This is a genomic window from Pseudomonas sp. AFG_SD02_1510_Pfu_092, assembly GCF_003331055.1.
Taxonomy (GTDB): domain Bacteria; phylum Pseudomonadota; class Gammaproteobacteria; order Pseudomonadales; family Pseudomonadaceae; genus Aquipseudomonas.
In genome coordinates, this window is sequence record NZ_PUQD01000038.1 from 1 (window position 1) to 16,800 (window position 16,800).

Sequence of the window (16,800 nt, forward strand, 5' to 3'; positions counted from 1 at the left end):
GGCGATCGCGGCTGCATCAGCATTGCCTGCTGGGCTACGGCTTCGGCACAGAGCGCGTAGTCCGAGGCCAGCATGATGGTGTCTTCCAGGGAAAGGGGACGGGGAGGTGGGTCGGGGACTAACTTCAGCATTATTTGGTCCTCAATGGAGCGACCAGCGCTTGCTGTCAAACAAGTGGTGGCAGCTGTGTATGGGTTGACAGACCGGTGAAGACCAAACCGGCGCACACGAGGTGCCCCACACACAGCCGCCATAGGCAAATCCGTGTGTTTGGTCGTTATCAGCCTGTCAAAGCTGGTCGTTGATGTACAACGACCCGACGAGACTAAAACTCTGAAAAAACGACCGCAACGGAAAACAGGCGCTGGGAGTATCTTTGGGAAACGTCCTACGCGGAAGGGGCAAAATCTGATTTTCCGGGCTCGCTCAGCTCATGATCCAGCACAAAAAACCGCTCGGGGACTCTTCTTCTTTGAAGACTGGTGAGCCGGGGTGATTTGAAACAAGTCGGCATCTATCTGTTTTTCCAATTTTCTGGGGCAACTTGCTTGGAATACCAGTTGGAACGCAGCGTGATCTGGATTCCGATCGAAGGTAATTTTTGAGCACTTTCCTGTGCGGCAGCTAACAGGTTGGCACCGAAAAATATCCAACACAGTAATCCATGCGCCCTTGGCACCAATCGGACAGCCAGCTGAAGACATCGGCCTTCAGCACATCTTGAAAAATACTGTCCGATCATCCTGTCAAAGGGGGCGCAGAGGCAGCCGAGGGTTTTGCCGGCGACCTTGAGTGGCTGGTAGAACATCAGCGTCACGGTATCGTGGACGCGTGACGACGACGGGCCGATCTGCAAGGTGAGCAATAAAAGGGGACAGATTTATATCTTGCGTTCCGGTATTCAATGAACACCGGAACGTGGGTAGGCATGGGGGCGGGATCAATTCGGCTTGGCTACCGTCGCGGCATCCTTGCTTAATACAGGAGCGGCTACATGCACCTTGGCCTCGGACAGCGCAATACAGCGATGTGCGTAGCTGTCGATCTCTTTCAAAGCGATATTTCGGTAGTTAGCGGGACAGATCAACAACGTATCGCCGAAGCGGAACTGACGAAACGCCCTGACGCTGTACAAACCATTCGGCCCTTCGTAGCTCTCCAGTTGCCACGGGGCGCTACTGAATACCTCCTTCGGATAATCCTTTTCGTTCAACACATAGCTCAGCTCGGTATTGTCCCTGATTTTGATCAGATTGGCGGCGGAATAGACCCACAGGTCCAAGAGGGCCGGCAACAGCATGGCATTGACGAAAATGCACCCGAGCAGCACCAGTGCGGCTCGGCCGGTGCGTTGCATCGCATTGCCGTTTGTCAAATAAAAGACGAGGACTGGCGCTAGGTAGAGGCACATTATCAATAAGCAGAGAGCGATAGTCCCGAATGCCTCTTCGTCGCTCTCTCCGCCTCGCCATGTCATGATGGCTAGCTGGGCGGGCATGACGCCACTCACCGAAGTAAACGCTAGCAGCGTACCTAGCCAGCCAACGAGGGCTGTGTAATAGAGTTTGCGATGCGAGGGTTTGCGGGGACCAGGCGGCAGCTCCAGTACTTTGTTGTGCAGGGGCGCATCGCGGCGAAGCAGAACTATCACGGCATAAGCGGCAGCGACTACGACGATAGGGAAGAAGTAGCCTGGGGCCATGGTGCGATCAAAGAGGGCCCCCAGCAGGTTGAGCGATAGCAGTAGGTAGCCCCCGCCTACGATGAGGCCAAAGCGTAAGGCGAGCCTCTTTTCCAGCTCTCTGTCGACGGTGCATACAGACATGCTCAACGTGAAGACTAAAGACGGCACCGATACGATGAGCAGCAGCGACGCGAGTATCAGCAGGCTGAAGAATAACCAGGCGACGAGGTTCGAAGGGTTACCTAACGAACTCAGGATCAACTCGGGGTGATGGATTACCCAGAGGTATTTGGTGAGGAGTGAGATTGAGATAAGCGTTGAAACTACCGGCAGCCACCATTTGATATCGGCGAGGAGTTTGAATAGTGCTTGCCGGGGACTGCTGGAGGCGGAGGGGTCGGGCGGTGAAGCGGGGGATGGGCTTTGCGGGATGGTTGTGGGGGGAGATACGGCTGTCATGAGCGTGTGCTTCTTCCTGGTTTTCGTGTTTATGGGATGCAACGAGCGTTGGGCTTTCTGGCAGGGAATGCCGGGCTCGATGCGGAACAGTGGGGTGGGCCAGTTTTTCGCCCTGGTAGAAGATGGTTTTACCTACGGTGAATGGGGTGTCTTCGGTGGTCATTGGGCGTCTCCCTGAATCAGTGCACGGCTTGTGGGTCCGCTGGCCTGTGTATGTGTGCCAGCGCTGACTCGAGAAGTTTGCGTAGAGCTTCAAGCTCGTGCATTGACGCCATGATCAGCAATCGCGGCTGCATTGCCTGATTGGCTACTGCTTTGGCACAGAGCGCGTAGTTCGAGGCCAGCATGATGGTGTCTTCGAGGGAAAGGAGGCGGGGACGATCTTCAGCATGGCCTTGCTCCTGTCGTATTGATGCAGCCACCCGCCGCAGCTAAACAGTAGGGTGGCAGCTGTACGCGGGTTAGCCGACCGGGACGTCAGGCACCCGGCGCACCCGAAGGTGCCCCACGCACAGCCGCCATAAGGCGCCAATGCCGATTGCTCGGTATTGCACTGCTGCGGGGTCCGACGTTTTTCGGGCGGCTGACCCGGTCGTTGAAGGCCAACGACGTGCCGAGACTAGAGTCCGCGTTTGGCTTGCGCAATGGAAAATAGGCGCTGGGAGTATCTTTGGGAAACGGCCTACGCGGAAGGGGCTAAATCTGATTTTTGGGGTTTGCACTGTCCCAAAGCCAAGGATAAAAGACGCCCGAGGGCGTCTCTTCCATTGACTGTAGATGTCTCCACTCGCGGGTACAGCGGCTCTTGGCAAACGATACCGTCAATGATTGGTGTTTTGGCTAAGCCGACTCTCAAAGTAATGGGCAGTCTCTTTGTCGGTGCAGTACAGGTAGCAGCCCTTCATCCCACGTGTCATCAGGGTTCGGTACGTATTTTTGATGATCAGGTCTGTTTCACTTTTCGCGAGGGTAGGTTGCTCTTTCATCATTTTTTTCCAGCCGCGAATCGATTTATCGTGCTTGTCGCGCTCATCTGGGGATGTCACGACCTTGCCGTCACGTACGACTAGGTCTGGCCCGATGATCACCCCAACGTAGTCGACTTCCAAACCTTGGCAGGTATGAATGCAGCCAACTTGCTCAATGGAGTTCTCAGCGATGATCCATAGGCTGCCATCCTGATCCAAGTTCCATTGGCGTTTGTAGTCGCCAATCACGATATCAGCAGCGGTGGGGTCTTTCTTGCTCAACCAAGGCCAGCAATAGCCCGCGACTACACGAGCTTTGTTCCCGTGGTTTTTCTCGTTGATTGCGTCATGCATCGCCTGAGGTGAGTCGAACACCTTAAACTCGTACTCTTGGGGCTCAAGCGTCGGATTTGCCGTCGAGCGAATGCCTAGCGTGTCATCCAGCCATGCCAGGTAACCGTCAGAACCACTGCAGCGAAACTGCGAAGACAGCACGTGTTCGTCAACTACCGCACCCTTGGCTTTCGCAAAGGCGCGAATCACCTGCTTGCTGCCGATATCGCTCAAAGTTACACGCTGGTCCTCATCAATGAAGAAAATAGAGCATTTCGCTGAGTCAATCAGCTCCTTGATCTGGTTCTCCCCAAGGTTTCCATAAAGCCCGCTTTTCTCATTCAGCCGGTGTGCCTCGTCCACGATAAGCGCGTCGAATGTGTTGGGCTCAGTGTCGATGAATGCCCCAGAGCCTGAAAAGAAATTCGAGAAATGGCTACGCTTGATGGTGCCAACCAGTTTGCTTTCGTAGACCTTGCGAGGGGCAGCATTCTTGGAGACATATTTGCTCATCAGCTTCAATTCGGTGAGCTTCACCAGTAGATTGATAGCCAGAACGGTCTTCCCGGTGCCCGGTCCACCTTCGATGATCATCACCTTTGGTGCTTGGTCCGAGGCCTCGCTTGCCGCCGCCAGAGCCGACTCAAAAACTGCTTTCTGATCGTCAATCAATACGAACTCGGGTTTGCCTTTCATCAACCCAGCGAGGGCTTCGGCTAGCGCCTTGGACGGGCGAATTTTTCCTTCGGACAGCTCGTAAAGAACTTCTTTGTTGTCGCCATGAGTTATATGCTTTTTCAGAAATCTTCGAAGTTTACTGAGTTCCTCCGGGCCTTTCAGGAACAACGGAGCCTTGCTGATGTGGGGCTCGTAGTGAGCCGAATCTATGATGCCGTCGCTGACATAGTTATGGAGGTAGGCGCACGGACGGATTTCGATGCTTTTGTCATACACCGCCTCGTTGAAGCCTTCCAGCAGTGCTGCATAGGACCATACCTGATAGGACGGGTGAATTGTCTCAATGAGGCCGCCACCCAATGCCGTTTTGACGATGGCATCCTTGGTTGTGGCGTTGGCCTTACTCCATTGCTTAAGCTCGATCAGCACGGCCTTTTTTGCCTGGTTTTCGTCGCGACCGGTGAGTAGAAAGTCGATTCGCTTCGACGACTGTGGAATGTGCAATTCAATGGCCAGGCCTGCATCGCTCGGCAGGCCCTCATCTCTAAGGACCTTGGCCATGTACGTCAGGGATCCTTGCCACGACCTGATTTCCGAGGAGCCAACGTTCTTGCCGGTAGCTTCCTTGTAATGCCTGAGGATCACCTCCTCAATGTCATCGTTATCGTTGTCTTTAAGAAATTGCTGTTTGGTCGCAGCGTAAACGATCACGGTTTGTCCTTAGGTGCGTGTTGGTCAGAGTCGGTCGTACTTTTTGCTGTTACTTCTGGCTTTATCCACGGGGTACTTCAGGCCATTCGAGGCGAGTTTCTGTGTCACGGCCTCGTTGAGGTCAATGCCGAGTACACTGCTCAGGCGAACCAGGTACATGAAGACGTCCGCCAGTTCATCCTTGACGGCTTGGCCGATTTCGGGGGCTGTTGCCGCGGAGATCGAGTCGGCATCGCTCATCCATTGGAAAATCTCGCAAAGCTCACCTACTTCTCCAGTGAGAGCCAGGATGAGATTTTTGGGGGAGTGGAATTGCTGCCAGTCGCGATCATCTGCGAAACGCTGAAGGGATGCGGCGAGCTTCGCTACGTCAACCAGTGGCGCGGATGAGCTATCTGGGTTACTCACGGTGCTGTCTCTTGTATCAGTGGAGGATGGACACCACAGGAACGTAGTCTGGGATTGTAAGAGTTTTCTCTGTTTGCGTAGGATTTTTTTTGGTTTTTTGTTGTTCTATGCTGATCCTTGCTCATGCTTGAGTCGCATTCGGCTTTGCGGCACTTTATAGCGGAAGGTTGTAGGGGGTAGAGAATGGCAAACCTTTACGCGAACAAGAAATGGGCAGAATTTCGTGAGCAAGTTATAGAGCTCGATGGTCGTGAATGTGTGAGCTGCGGTCGGTCGAGGTTGGACGGCGTTGTATTGCAGGTTCACCATAAGCGCTATGTCTGTGGGCGTAAGCCGTGGGAGTACGACCCTATTGATTGCGAGACCCTCTGCCGCGGGTGTCATGCTCGGGAGCATGGCGAGATAAGGCCCAGTACGGGTTGGGAATACGTTGGCGAAGATGACTTAGGAGACCTTTTCGGAAGTTGTGAACTCTGCGATACGCCAATCCGGTATGTGCACTACGTGCAGCATGAGCATTGGGAGCAGATGGGGGTAGGTTCTAACTGCTGTGATAATTTAACTGGTACGCAAGAAGCCACTGAATATCGCAAGCGGTTAGGCCGGCTTCGGCGGTTCATCGCTTCTTCCAGATGGAGCGCTGATGGCGACCGGCATATGATCAGGCAGGATGGTTTTAGCGTTGCCGCTCTCCCTGTTCAAGGTGGCTACGGGCTTGTTATTGATGATCTTCATGGGTCGAAAATATACGAAAGTCTACTGCTTGCTAAGGAGTCTGCGTTTGACTTCATCGACAGCGGGCAGGCGGCTGAATATATGAAGCGGCGAGAGCTCAGGAAGTAATCTTCTGCGCTTCATGTAGTGGTTTTCGTTCACACCGGCGACCACCATTGCTACAGTTCTGCCTCGAATTCATGGAAATAATGAGTGTCAGCATGCCTACGATGTGGATGATCCGAGGTGACGGCGGCCGTCTCTATGACGATTTCAGAGATCGCAATATCGCAGCAATCGGTTGGGCTCAATTGGCGCCTGCAGCCAAGCCAGGTGTTTCTCGGAAAGCATTGATTCAGGCCTATAAAGACCTCCAGCCAGGGATAAAGGACGCGAGTGCCGTATCGGGCGCCTCCCAGGTATTCCGTTTCGTTAACGAAATCAGCATTGGCGATGCTGTCGTTACTTACTCCCCTGCGAACCGGACCTATCTGGTCGGTCGTTTCACGGGAGCCTGCCAGCTTCGCCTCGACCTGGCAGACGATGGGATGTCGCTAACCAGGTCTGTTGAGTGGTACCCGCACGAGGTTGATCGCGACAAGCTCACTGGCGCGAGCAGAAACAGTCTGGGGTCTACGTTAACCGTATTTAATGTTGCGGAGGATGCTCAGAAGGAATTACTGGCGCTCGCTACTGGTAAGAACGTCTCTGCTACGCCGACAGAACTGATTGAGGATCCAGAGGCTTTGGAAGACCCGTTGAAGGGTGTTCAAGAGATCGCATTCGAGCGGATTAAAGACCAGATCAACAGCCTGGACTGGGCTGAAATGCAGGAACTGGTAGCTGGAATCTTGCGAGCAATGGGTTACAAGACGCTCGTATCCCCGGCTGGTGCTGATAGGGGTAAAGATATCATTGCGTCCCCTGATGGCTTCGGATTTGAGCCACCACGCATTGTTGTCGAGGTGAAGCATAGAAATGCCCGGATGGGGAGCAATGAAATTCGTAGCTTTCTAGGCGGTAGGCACAAGGATGATCGCGGGCTGTATGTCAGTACCGGCGGATTCACCAAAGAGGCGCTTTATGAGGGGGAGCGGGCTAATGTGCATCTCACGATGTGGACGTTAGATGAACTGGCGCGTACGTTGATGGCGCACTATCCGGCCACTGATCCTGAGACTAAACGGTTGGTGCCGTTGAGTTATTTTTACGTGCCTGCGTAAGGGCTCCAGTCGCGCATAGACATTGTCGGGGCGGGTTTATCTGCGAACACTGGCGCAGTTGGTGGCATGCACCGCGTCGCCTGCTTCGCGGGCTTGCCCGCTCCCACAGGTACTAGCGCTGGCTTCGGGTTCATACGGTACCTGTGGGAGCGGCCGTGGCCGCGAACACCGGCGTAGCCGGTGCCATGCACCGCGTTGGATTCTTCGCGGGTAAACCCGCTCCCACAGGTTAATGAGCGAACCCGCCTGTGAACTCGATGCTTCGCGACAGCCTAAAGTGGTGGCTAGCGCATCATCCCCAGCTCGGCATCATCCAGCAGCGCCTTGCCCAGCGCGCAAAGGTAATGTGCGGCCCAAATCAGCTTCGGTTTGTCTTCCATCAAACCGTCGATGGTCAGGTCCCGCGCATAACCCATCAGTTCCGAGGCTTGCTCGCGGGCGTTCTCGCAAGGTATGCCGGGCTCGATCCGGAACAGCGGGTGCGTCTGGTTTTCACCCTGGTAGAAGATGGTTTCACCGACGGTGCATTGGATGTCTTCGGTGGTCATTGATCGATCTCCCAGGTAGTGAATCAGTGCACGGCTTGCGGGTCCGCTGGCTTGTGTATCTGTGCCAGCGCTGACTCGAGAAGTTTGCGCAGGGCCTCAAGCTCGTGCATCGACGCCATGATCAATAACGACGCCGGCGATCGCGGCTGCATCAGCATTGCCTGCTGGGCTACGGCTTCGGCACAGAGCGCGTAGTCCGAGGCCAGCATGATGGTGTCTTCCAGGGAAAGGGGAGGGTGGGGTGGGTCGGGGACTATCTTCAACATGATTGCTTCCATTTCAGGGCCGTCACCCTCTGCTGTCAAACAGAAGGGTGGCAGCTGTACGCGGGTTGACAGACCGGCGGAAACAACAAGTTCCGGCGCACGCAAGCGTGCCCGCACGTACAGCCGCCATAACGACGAGCCATTTGTTGTTTACCGTCGCGACCTGTCAAAGTCATGCCGTTGATGAGCAACGACCCACCGAGCCTAAAACCCTGAAAAACCCACCGCAACGGAAAACAGGCGCTGGGAGTATCTTTGGGAAACGCCCTACACGGAAGGGGCAAAATCTGATTTCCGGGCTCGCTCAGCCCAAAAATCAGGCACAAAAAAGACGCCCGAGGGCGTCTTCTTTTTTGGGATTTGGTGGAGCCGGGGGGATTTGAACCCCCGTCCGCCAGTACTCCGCTGTCGGTACTACATGCTTAGCCGTGTCTACTGATTTAATCCGCAGCCGCCCGACGGGCAGGGTGCTTTGGATGAGTTGTGTAAGTTTTAGTCACTTCGCCCACAACGTGCTACGCGACGATCCTGTTCTGTATGACAATCAGTTCGGGTTTACAGGCATCCCCTAGTGATTGCTGGAGCCGAAGCTACCAGAAGCAACGGGTCAAGAGACCGCATTAAGCGGCCAGCTTGTACTCCGCGCCGTAGTTTTCGTCATTGGCAACTATAAAAGTTGCAACAGTGGATTTACGAGTTCTGTTACCAACTCGGCATGCACCTAGAGTTTCGCTACCGGCGTCGAATCCTAATCGGCCCCACACTAGCTCTTGGCTAACGCACCTTACGGCACGTGAGGCGGAGTATACGCCATTGCGCGGGCGACGTCGACTGCCGGCCCGGTCGCCCGCGTTTGGCCTCACGCGCCGCTGCCGCCGCCGCTGGTGCCGCTGCCTTTCTCGGTTTTTTCCAGGCGCTCCAGCACTTTGCTGGTGATGGCGATGCATTCCTTGGTGTTGCCTGCGGCCTGGGCAGCCTTGGCTTTGTCGACGTGCTCGGTGATGGCCTTGTCCAGACCTTCGGAGGTGGCGCCGGCGGTGGCCATGCTGTCGTCGATCTTCTGCAGGTTGGTGGTGCACAGGTCTTCGGCGGCAAACACCGGGGAAGCCAGCAGGGTCGCGGCCGCGAACAGGGTCGAAAGCGCGGTACCTTTCATGGGAGTCTCCTCTGGGGCCTCTGGAAGGTGGGCCTGTAAGGTGGACTGCGGGGGATTGGCGGGGGTTCAATCGGGATGGTGGCGGGGTGCAATGAGGGTGGGGATGGCACCGGCTTTGCCGGTGTTCGCGGGTGAACCCGCTCCCACATGGAATTGGGTTGGCTCGGGGTGTGCGCTGTATCGGTGGGAGCGGGCGTGCCCGCTCCCACCGGGTCAGATACTGCGGGGGCGGGTGACGCGGTCTACCAGGTAGACCAGGCCGTGGTAGTCGATGCCGCTGTGGCTGCTCAGGCCGATTTCGCAGGTGCGGCTGGTGGAAATGCCTTCGCTGCAATACTGCACCGCATCCTTCAGGCTACGCAGCGAGTGGGCGTTCAGCTCAGGGGTGGTGAAGCCTTTGTCGCCGGCGAAGCCGCAGCAATGGATGCCTTCCGGGATGACCACCTGCTTGCTGCAGCGCCGCGCCAGGTCGATCAGCGCCTGGCTTTCGCCAAGGTGCTGGGTGCTGCAGGTCACGTGCACGGCCACCGGCTCGTCCTGGGGGGTGAACTCCAGGCGCTCGACCAGGTGGGTGCGGATGAAGCGCACCGGGTCGTACAGGTCCAGCCGGCTTTCGCCCAGGTCTTGTACCAGGCGCAGGGTGCAGGGGCTGGTGTCGCAGTAGATCGGGTCGAGGCCGCCGCGGCTGGCGTGCAGCAGGGCGTTGATCAGTTCCTGGCGCTTGTGTTCGGCTTGTTCGGGGTAGCCCTTGGACGCGAACGGCTGGCCGCAGCACAGGCTGTCGGCGTTGTCGGGGAACACCACTTGATAACCGGCCTTTTCCAGCAGGGCGCGGGTCTTGTCCAGCAGCGAGCTTTGCTCGCGGTCGGCATAGGCCGGGCCCATCACCCGTGACACGCAGGCCGCCAGGTACACCACGCGCGGGCGCGCGTCGTTGCTGGCCGGGCCGAAGTGCAGCGGGCGCAGGGGTTGCGGCATGGCCGGGGTCCACTGTGGCAGGCGGCCTTTGCTGGCTTTGCTCAGCGAGGCGCTCAGCCGGCCCAGGCGCGGGGCGCCGAGCAGCTTGCGCGCGGTATTGGCGGCGGTCAGGGTCAGGCGGGCACCGCCCAGGGCGGTGTGGAAGTTTTCGGCCAGCCAGTCGGCGGTCTTGTTGTGGTCGGCGGCCTGGCTGCGCAGTTTCTTCACCAGTTCGCCGGTGTTGATGCCGACCGGGCAGCGCTGGGCGCACAGGCCGGTGGCGGCGCAGGTGTCGATGCCTTGGTACTGGTAGGTTTGCATCAGGTCGCGGGTGTCGATGCCGGCGCGCTGCTTGGCCTGAATATCACGCCACATGACGATGCGCTGGCGCGGGCTGAGGGTCAGGCCTTTGGACGGGCACACCGGTTCGCAGAAGCCGCACTCGATGCACTTGTCGACGATGTCGTCGGCTGCGGGCAGCGGCTTGAGGTTTTTCAGGTGGATATCCGCGTCTTCGCTCAGCACCACATCCGGGTTGAGGATGCCGTTGGGGTCGAGCAGGCGCTTGAGCTTCCACATCAGCTGGTAGGCGTCGTGGCCCCACTCCAGCTCCACGAACGGCGCCATGTTGCGCCCGGTGCCGTGCTCGGCCTTGAGCGAGCCGCCGAATTCCACGGCCACCAGTTGCGCGACGTCGTCCATGAAGGCCTGGTAGCGGGCAACTTCTGCGGCGCTGTTGAAGCCCTGGGTAAAGACGAAGTGCAGGTTGCCTTCCAGGGCGTGGCCGAAAATGATCGCTTCGTCGTAGCGGTGCTTGTCGAACAGCTGGATCAGGCGGTTGACGCCCTCGGCCAGTTGCTCGACGGGGAAGGTGACGTCTTCGATGATTACCGTGGTGCCGGTCTGGCGCACGGCGCCGACGGCGGGAAAGGTGTCCTTGCGGATCTTCCACAGCTGGTTGTACACGGCCGGGTCTTCGCTGAAGTCCACCTGCTGCTCCAGGGGGAAGTCGGCGATGGAGGCCATCACCTGTTGCAGTTGTTCATGCAGCAGGCTGCGGCTGGCGGCGCGGGACTCGATCAGCAGGGCGCAGGCGTTGTCTGACAGGCCTTTTACCCACAGCGGCATGCCGGGCATGGCCTGCACCGAGCGCAGGCTGCGGCGGTCGAGCAGTTCTACCGCAGAAACCGGCTGGCGCTTGAGCACGGTCACCGCGCGGCAGCAGCTTTCCACGCTGGGGAACACCAGCAGGGCGCTGGCTTTGTGCGGGTGGTCGGGCACGGTGTCGTAGGTGACGGCGCTGATGAAGCCCAGGGTGCCTTCAGAGCCGACCAGCAGGTGCTGCAAAATGTCCAGCGGCTGGTCGTAGTCCACCAGCGCGTTCAGCGACAGGCCAGTGGTGTTCTTCAGCCGGTACTTGTGCCGGATGCGCTCGGCCAGTGCGGTGTTGGCGCGGGTCTCGCGCCCCAGCCGGGCCAGCGCTTCCAGCAGGTCGGCATGGCTGCGTTCAAAGGCGGCGACGCTGGCCGGGTCTTCGCTGTCCAGGCGCGTGCCGTCGGCCAGCACCAGGCGCAGGCCGGCCAGGGTGTGGTAGGTGTTCTGCGCGGTGCCGCAGCACATGCCGCTGGCATTGTTGGCGACGATACCGCCGATTTTGCAGGCGTTGATCGAGGCGGGGTCGGGGCCGATCTTGCGCCCGAAGGGGGCCAGCCAGGCATTGGCCTGGGCGCCGATGACGCCGGGTTGCAGGCGGATCTGCTCGCCCTGGCCACGGATTTCGCGGCCGTTCCAGTTGTCACCGAGCACGATCAGCACCGAGTCGCTGATGGCCTGGCCAGACAGGCTGGTGCCGGCGGCGCGGAAGGTGACCGGCACGCGCTCGCGCTGGGCCAGTTCGAGCAGGCCGACCACTTCGTCCTCGGACTCGACGCGCACTACCAGTTTGGGGATCAACCGGTAGAAGCTGGCGTCGGTGCCGAAGGCCAGGGTGGAGGTAGGGTCGTCGAAACGGCGTTCGGCGGGTATCAGGCGCTCGGCATCACGCAGGAACGCGGCGGGCAGGCTCATGCAGTCTCCTCGCGGGGCCGTGGCGTCTGTGCGCCATGGGCCCCGGGTCAATCAGGCGTGGGTGCGGGCGTTCAGGCGCCCAGTTCGCGTACCAGCGAGTCGCGGGTGATGTCGCTGATCGACTTGGCGCCGGTCAGCACCATGGCTACGCGCATTTCTTTCTCGAACAGCTCCAGCAGGTTCTTCACCCCGGCCTGGCCGTGCACGGCCAGGGCGTAGAGGAAGGCGCGGCCGATCAGTACCGTGTCGGCGCCCAGGGCGATCATGCGCACCACGTCGAGGCCGCTGCGGATGCCGGAGTCGGCGAGAATCTTCAGCTCGCCCTTGACCGCATCGGCAATCGCCGGCAGGGCGCGGGCGCTGGACAGCACGCCGTCGAGCTGGCGGCCGCCGTGGTTGGACACGACGATGCCGTCGGCACCGAAGCGCACCGCATCGCGGGCATCATCGGCATCGAGGATGCCCTTGATGATCATCGGGCCGTCCCAGAAGTCGCGGATCCATTCCAGGTCTTTCCAGGAAATGGACGGGTCGAAGTTGTTGGCCAGCCAGCCGATGTAGTCGGCCAGGCCGGTGGGGTTGCCACGGTAGGCAGAAATGTTGCCCAGGTCGTGCGGGCGGCCCATTACCCCGACATCCCAGGCCCACTCGGGGTGGGTCATGGCTTGCAGCACGCGGCGCAGTGGGCCGTTCTTGCCGCTCATGCCGGAGTGGGCGTCGCGGTAGCGGGCGCCCGGGGTCGGCATGTCGACGGTGAACACCAGGGTCTTGACCCCGGCGGCCTTGGCCCGCTCCAGGGCGTTGCGCATGAAGCCGCGGTCCTTGAGCACGTACAGCTGGAACCACATCGGCCGGTCGATGGCCGGGGCCACTTCTTCGATCGGGCACACCGACACCGTCGACATGGTGAACGGAATGCCGTGGGCCGCCGCCGCGCGTGCCGCCTGCACTTCGCCACGGCGGGCGTACATGCCGGTGAGGCCGACCGGGGCCAGGGCCACCGGCATGCTCAGGGTTTCGTCGAACAGCCGGGTTTCCAGGCTGAGCTCGGACATGTTCTTCAGCACGCGCTGGCGCAGGGCGATGCTGGCCAGGTCCGAGACGTTGTGGCGCAGGGTGTGCTCGGCGTAGGCGCCGCCGTCGGCATAGTGGAACAGGAAGGGAGGCAGCTTGCGTTGGGCCGCGGCGCGATAGTCGGTAGAGGCAGAAATGATCATGGATTCTCGCAGCGTTGCTTGTGGGAGTGCCGGGCGCACGCTGGCGCCCGGCCCCTTTCACTTTAGTGATGAACCAGCATGCCGGTCAGCCAGTAGGCCTGGATCAGGGTGATCAGGCCGACGATGGTGGCGAAGAACAGGCTGTGCTTGACGGTGAAGCGGAACAGGTCGGATTCCTTGCCGACCAGGCCGGTGGCGGCGCAGGCCACGGCGATCGATTGCGGCGAGATCATCTTGCCGGTCACGCCGCCGCTGGTGTTGGCCGCTACCAGCAGGGTGTCGTTGACCCCGATCTGGTGCGCAGTGGTGGCCTGCAGCGAGCTGAACAGGGCGTTGGACGAGGTGTCCGAACCGGTCAGGAACACGCCCAGCCAGCCAAGGAACGGCGAGAAGAACGGGAACGCGGCACCGGTACCGGCCAGTACCAGGGCCATGGTCGAGGACATGCCCGAGTAGTTGGTGACGAAGGCGAAGGCCAGCACCATGCCAATCGACAGGATCGGCCAGCGCAGCTCCCAGAAGGTCTCCTTGAAAGTGGTCAGACCAGTTTTGAAGTTGATCTTCAGGACCGCCATGGAGATCAGCGCCGAGAGGAAGATCGCGGTGCCGGTGGCAGAGATCGGGTCGAGCTTGAACACCGCTGGCATGGCGGTTGGCGCGGCGACGATCGGTGCGCTCTTGATCACCAGCTGGTCGAGGTGCGGGATGGCGAAGTTGAACACGAAGTTGTACATCGCACCGCCGGGGGCGAAGGCCGCCTTGAACGGCTTCAGGGTCCAGATGGTGACCAGCACGGTGAGGATCAGGAACGGCGACCAGGCCTTGAAGATCTCGCCAAAGCTGTAGGGGCTTGGCTGGCTGCCGCTTGGCTGTACCACGGCGGCGCCGACGCTGCCTTTGGCTTCGGCGAACGAACGCTTGGGCTGCCACACTTTCAGGAACAGGGTGAGGGCGATCAGGCTGGCCAGGGCCGAGGTGATGTCCGGCAGTTCCGGGCCGATGAAGTTCGAGGTGAAGTACTGGGTAACCGCGAAGCTCAGGCCAGCGACCAGGGCGGCAGGCCAGGTTTCCTTCACGCCACGCAGGCCGTCCATCATGAACACCAGCCAGAACGGCACGAACAGCGACAGCAGCGGCAGCTGGCGGCCGGTCATGGCGCCGATGTGGAAGGCGTCGATGCCAGTGACCTGGCCGGCCACGATGATCGGGATGCCGAGGGCGCCGAAGGCCACTGGCGCGGTGTTGGCGATCAGGCACAGGCCGGCGGCGTACAGCGGGTTGAAGCCCAGGCCCACCAGCAGCGCGGCAGTGATGGCCACCGGTGCGCCGAAGCCCGCCGCGCCTTCCAGGAAGGCGCCGAAGCAGAAGCCGATCAGCAGCACTTGCAGGCGCTGGTCGTCGGTAATCGACAGCACCGAGCTGCGGATCACTTCGAACTGGCCGCTCTTGACCGTGAGTTTGTACAGGAACACCGCGGCAACGATGATCCAGGCGATCGGCCAGAGGCCGTAGAGGAAGCCGTAACCCGCGGCGGCGAAAGCCATGTCGACAGGCATCTGGAAGGCGAAGATCGCCACCAGGATCGACAGCGCGAGGGTGATGCTGCCAGCCACGTGGCCTTTGAGGCGGAACACGGCCAGGGCAAGGAAGAAGAACACAATGGGAATGACCGCCGCCAGTGCGGACAGGCCAAGACTACCAAGCGGGCTATAGAGTTGTTGCCAGGTTTGCATATGGGGTGGCCCCTAATTGTTGTTGGTCAGGCACTGGCATTGGATAATTGGTAAGACCAATTTACAATGTCTGGGCGCTAGGTTAAAAGCGCTGTCGTGGGTGTGTCAATTTGTCCTGCACAAAACTTTGGTCGCGTGCCGATGAGCGGGCGTCTGATGGGCCGGCAAAAACATCACCTGGTGGGTGTTTGTGCGGCGTGGATCGGCGAGAATGAACGCCCCCGGAAATTTGCCGGGGGTTGTGGAGAGCATGTGATGGTTTTTGATCAGGTCCGCCAACGGCGCCTGTCCGACGACATCGTCGATCGGTTGGAAGGGATGATTCTGGAAGGCACGCTGACCTCGGGGCAGCGGCTGCCGGCCGAGCGCGTCCTCGCCGAGCAGTTCGGCGTGTCCCGCCCATCATTGCGTGAGGCGATTCAGAAGCTGGTGGCCAAGGGGCTATTGGTCAGCCGCCAGGGCGGGGGCAACTTTGTCGCCGAGTCGCTGGGGTCTACCTTCAGCGACCCGTTGCTGCAGCTGCTGGAACACAGCGCCGAGGCGCAGCGCGACCTGCTGGAGTTCCGCCATACCCTGGAAGCCTCCTGCGCCTACTATGCCGCCCAGCGCGCCACCGAGCCGGACCGGGCGCGGCTGAAGGCGGCCTTCGATACGCTGCAGGACTGCTATGCCAGGGTCGATGAAGTGACCCGGGCGGAAGAGGGTGCGGCTGATGCCCGGTTCCACCTGGCCATTGCCGAGGCCAGCCACAACGCGGTGCTGCTGCACACCATTCGCGGGTTGTTCGACCTGCTCAAGCGCAATGTGGTGACCAACATCGGTGGGATGTACCAGCAGCGCACCGAGACCCGTGACATGCTGATCAGCCAGCACCGCGAGCTTTACCTGGCGATTGTCGAGGGTAGGGCGGACGATGCGCGGGAGGTGTCCAGCCGGCACATTCTGTATGTGCAGGAGGTGCTGGAAGAGGCACATGAAGAGGCGCAGCGGGTGGCGCGGGCGGAGCGGCGTAGCGGGCGCTGAGTCTTATGTTGGCCTCTTCGCGGGCGCGCCCGCTCCCACAGGTAACGCATCGGCTGTGAGCCCTGTGCTGTATCTGTGGGAGCTGGCTTGCCGGCGATGAGGCCAGAACAGGCTAAAGAAGATCTACTCTTCCTTGCCCTTGTTCCGCACGGCCCGCTGCAGCTCGCGGTTGGAATCGCGCTCGCGCATGGTGTCGCGCTTGTCGAATTCCTTCTTGCCTTTGCCCAGTGCGATCTCGCACTTGATCAGGTGCTTGCTCCAGTACAGCGCCAGGGCCACGCAGGTGTAGCCCTTTTGCGCCACGGCCGCTTCCAGGCGCTCGAGCTCGCGCTTGTTCAGCAGCAGCTTGCGCGTGCGGATGGGGTCGGCGATGACGTGGGTGCTGGCCGTGGTCAGCGGGGTGATGTGGCTGCCGAACAGCCAGGCTTCACCGTCCTTCAGCAGCACGTAGCTGTCAGTCAGGTGCGCCTTGCCGGCTCGCAGGCTTTTTACTTCCCAGCCGGACAGGACCAGCCCGGCCTCGAACTTGTGTTCGATGAAGTAATCGTGTCGCGCTTTCTTGTTCTGCGCGATGGTCCCGGTCGGATGTTTTTTTTGCTTAGCCATAGGGGCGGCATTATAGGCAAGTCGGCGCGTCGTCCGCTATGGGATTTCG

At 59.9% G+C, this 16,800-nt stretch carries 13 protein-coding genes, 1 other RNA gene and 1 pseudogene; 3 read left to right on the top strand and 12 right to left on the bottom strand.

What is annotated here, in order from left to right:
- Positions 1-940 precede the first annotated feature (940 nt).
- The 4 genes and pseudogenes from C6A77_RS25520 to C6A77_RS16380 form a co-directional block, all read right to left on the bottom strand.
- A complete protein-coding gene (locus tag C6A77_RS25520; RefSeq protein WP_161959674.1) occupies positions 941-2,143 on the bottom strand; it encodes a hypothetical protein in 1,203 nt (400 codons plus the stop codon).
- Positions 2,144-2,322: 179 nt separating this feature from the next.
- Positions 2,323-2,534: pseudogene (locus C6A77_RS26000) on the bottom strand (hypothetical protein).
- Between the two features lie 430 nt (positions 2,535-2,964).
- Positions 2,965-4,833 (bottom strand): DUF2075 domain-containing protein, encoded by a 1,869-nt coding sequence (locus C6A77_RS16375; protein ID WP_114170407.1) that lies wholly within the window; start codon positions 4,831-4,833, stop codon positions 2,965-2,967.
- A 24-nt stretch (positions 4,834-4,857) separates the two neighbouring features.
- Entirely contained in the window at positions 4,858-5,241 is a 384-nt protein-coding gene (locus C6A77_RS16380; protein WP_114170408.1) for a nucleotide pyrophosphohydrolase, read from the bottom strand.
- A gap of 183 nt (positions 5,242-5,424) precedes the next feature.
- Here C6A77_RS16380 and C6A77_RS25365 point away from each other — a divergent pair, with 183 nt between their 5' ends.
- Both C6A77_RS25365 and C6A77_RS16390 read left to right on the top strand, forming a co-directional pair.
- A complete protein-coding gene (locus C6A77_RS25365; RefSeq protein WP_133295894.1) occupies positions 5,425-6,084 on the top strand; it encodes an HNH endonuclease in 660 nt (219 codons plus the stop codon).
- Positions 6,085-6,176: 92 nt separating this feature from the next.
- Complete coding sequence (locus C6A77_RS16390; RefSeq protein ID WP_114170410.1) at positions 6,177-7,178, top strand: restriction endonuclease; 1,002 nt, start codon at positions 6,177-6,179, stop codon at positions 7,176-7,178.
- Between the two features lie 284 nt (positions 7,179-7,462).
- Here the strand turns inward: C6A77_RS16390 and C6A77_RS16400 are convergent, their stop codons facing one another.
- From C6A77_RS16400 to C6A77_RS16430, 7 genes are all read right to left on the bottom strand, one after another.
- On the bottom strand, positions 7,463-7,726 hold the full coding sequence (locus C6A77_RS16400) for a DUF3077 domain-containing protein (RefSeq protein ID WP_114170412.1): 264 nt from the start codon (positions 7,724-7,726) through the stop codon (positions 7,463-7,465).
- A gap of 23 nt (positions 7,727-7,749) precedes the next feature.
- Positions 7,750-7,992 (bottom strand): hypothetical protein, encoded by a 243-nt coding sequence (locus C6A77_RS16405; RefSeq protein ID WP_114170413.1) that lies wholly within the window; start codon positions 7,990-7,992, stop codon positions 7,750-7,752.
- A gap of 361 nt (positions 7,993-8,353) precedes the next feature.
- Positions 8,354-8,752: a transfer-messenger RNA gene (ssrA, locus tag C6A77_RS16410) on the bottom strand.
- 99 nt (positions 8,753-8,851) lie between these two features.
- Positions 8,852-9,148: a hypothetical protein gene (locus tag C6A77_RS16415; protein ID WP_114170414.1), complete on the bottom strand. Its 297-nt coding sequence runs from the start codon at positions 9,146-9,148 to the stop codon at positions 8,852-8,854.
- A 213-nt stretch (positions 9,149-9,361) separates the two neighbouring features.
- On the bottom strand, positions 9,362-12,172 hold the full coding sequence (locus C6A77_RS16420) for an FAD-binding and (Fe-S)-binding domain-containing protein (protein ID WP_114170415.1): 2,811 nt from the start codon (positions 12,170-12,172) through the stop codon (positions 9,362-9,364).
- Positions 12,173-12,243: 71 nt separating this feature from the next.
- Entirely contained in the window at positions 12,244-13,389 is a 1,146-nt protein-coding gene (lldD, locus tag C6A77_RS16425; protein WP_114170416.1) for an FMN-dependent L-lactate dehydrogenase LldD, read from the bottom strand.
- A gap of 62 nt (positions 13,390-13,451) precedes the next feature.
- Positions 13,452-15,122 (bottom strand): lactate permease LctP family transporter, encoded by a 1,671-nt coding sequence (locus tag C6A77_RS16430; protein WP_063911803.1) that lies wholly within the window; start codon positions 15,120-15,122, stop codon positions 13,452-13,454.
- Between the two features lie 255 nt (positions 15,123-15,377).
- On the opposite strand from C6A77_RS16430, the gene C6A77_RS16435 reads away from it, so the two are divergent.
- Positions 15,378-16,145, top strand: coding sequence for an FCD domain-containing protein (locus tag C6A77_RS16435; RefSeq protein ID WP_051101249.1), 768 nt, complete (start codon positions 15,378-15,380; stop codon positions 16,143-16,145).
- A gap of 123 nt (positions 16,146-16,268) precedes the next feature.
- On the opposite strand, the gene smpB is transcribed toward C6A77_RS16435, so the two are convergent.
- The gene (gene smpB, locus C6A77_RS16440) at positions 16,269-16,751 is read right to left on the bottom strand and encodes an SsrA-binding protein SmpB (RefSeq protein ID WP_013974300.1); all 483 of its coding nucleotides are present in this window, start codon (positions 16,749-16,751) and stop codon (positions 16,269-16,271) included.
- Positions 16,752-16,800 lie beyond the last annotated feature (49 nt).

Excerpts from the sequence above, each read along its gene's own strand:
- C6A77_RS16420 (WP_114170415.1), bottom strand. The coding sequence starts at position 12,172 with ATGAGCCTGCCCGCCGCGTTCCTGCGTGATGCCGAGCGCCTGATACCC.
- C6A77_RS16435 (WP_051101249.1), top strand. The coding sequence starts at position 15,378 with ATGGTTTTTGATCAGGTCCGCCAACGGCGCCTGTCCGACGACATCGTC.
- smpB (WP_013974300.1), bottom strand. The coding sequence starts at position 16,751 with ATGGCTAAGCAAAAAAAACATCCGACCGGGACCATCGCGCAGAACAAG.
- C6A77_RS16415 (WP_114170414.1), bottom strand. The coding sequence starts at position 9,148 with ATGAAAGGTACCGCGCTTTCGACCCTGTTCGCGGCCGCGACCCTGCTG.
- C6A77_RS25520 (WP_161959674.1), bottom strand. The coding sequence starts at position 2,143 with ATGACAGCCGTATCTCCCCCCACAACCATCCCGCAAAGCCCATCCCCC.
- C6A77_RS16405 (WP_114170413.1), bottom strand. The coding sequence starts at position 7,992 with ATGTTGAAGATAGTCCCCGACCCACCCCACCCTCCCCTTTCCCTGGAA.
- C6A77_RS16390 (WP_114170410.1), top strand. The coding sequence starts at position 6,177 with ATGCCTACGATGTGGATGATCCGAGGTGACGGCGGCCGTCTCTATGAC.
- C6A77_RS16400 (WP_114170412.1), bottom strand. The coding sequence starts at position 7,726 with ATGACCACCGAAGACATCCAATGCACCGTCGGTGAAACCATCTTCTAC.
- C6A77_RS25365 (WP_133295894.1), top strand. The coding sequence starts at position 5,425 with ATGGCAAACCTTTACGCGAACAAGAAATGGGCAGAATTTCGTGAGCAA.
- lldD (WP_114170416.1), bottom strand. The coding sequence starts at position 13,389 with ATGATCATTTCTGCCTCTACCGACTATCGCGCCGCGGCCCAACGCAAG.
- C6A77_RS16430 (WP_063911803.1), bottom strand. The coding sequence starts at position 15,122 with ATGCAAACCTGGCAACAACTCTATAGCCCGCTTGGTAGTCTTGGCCTG.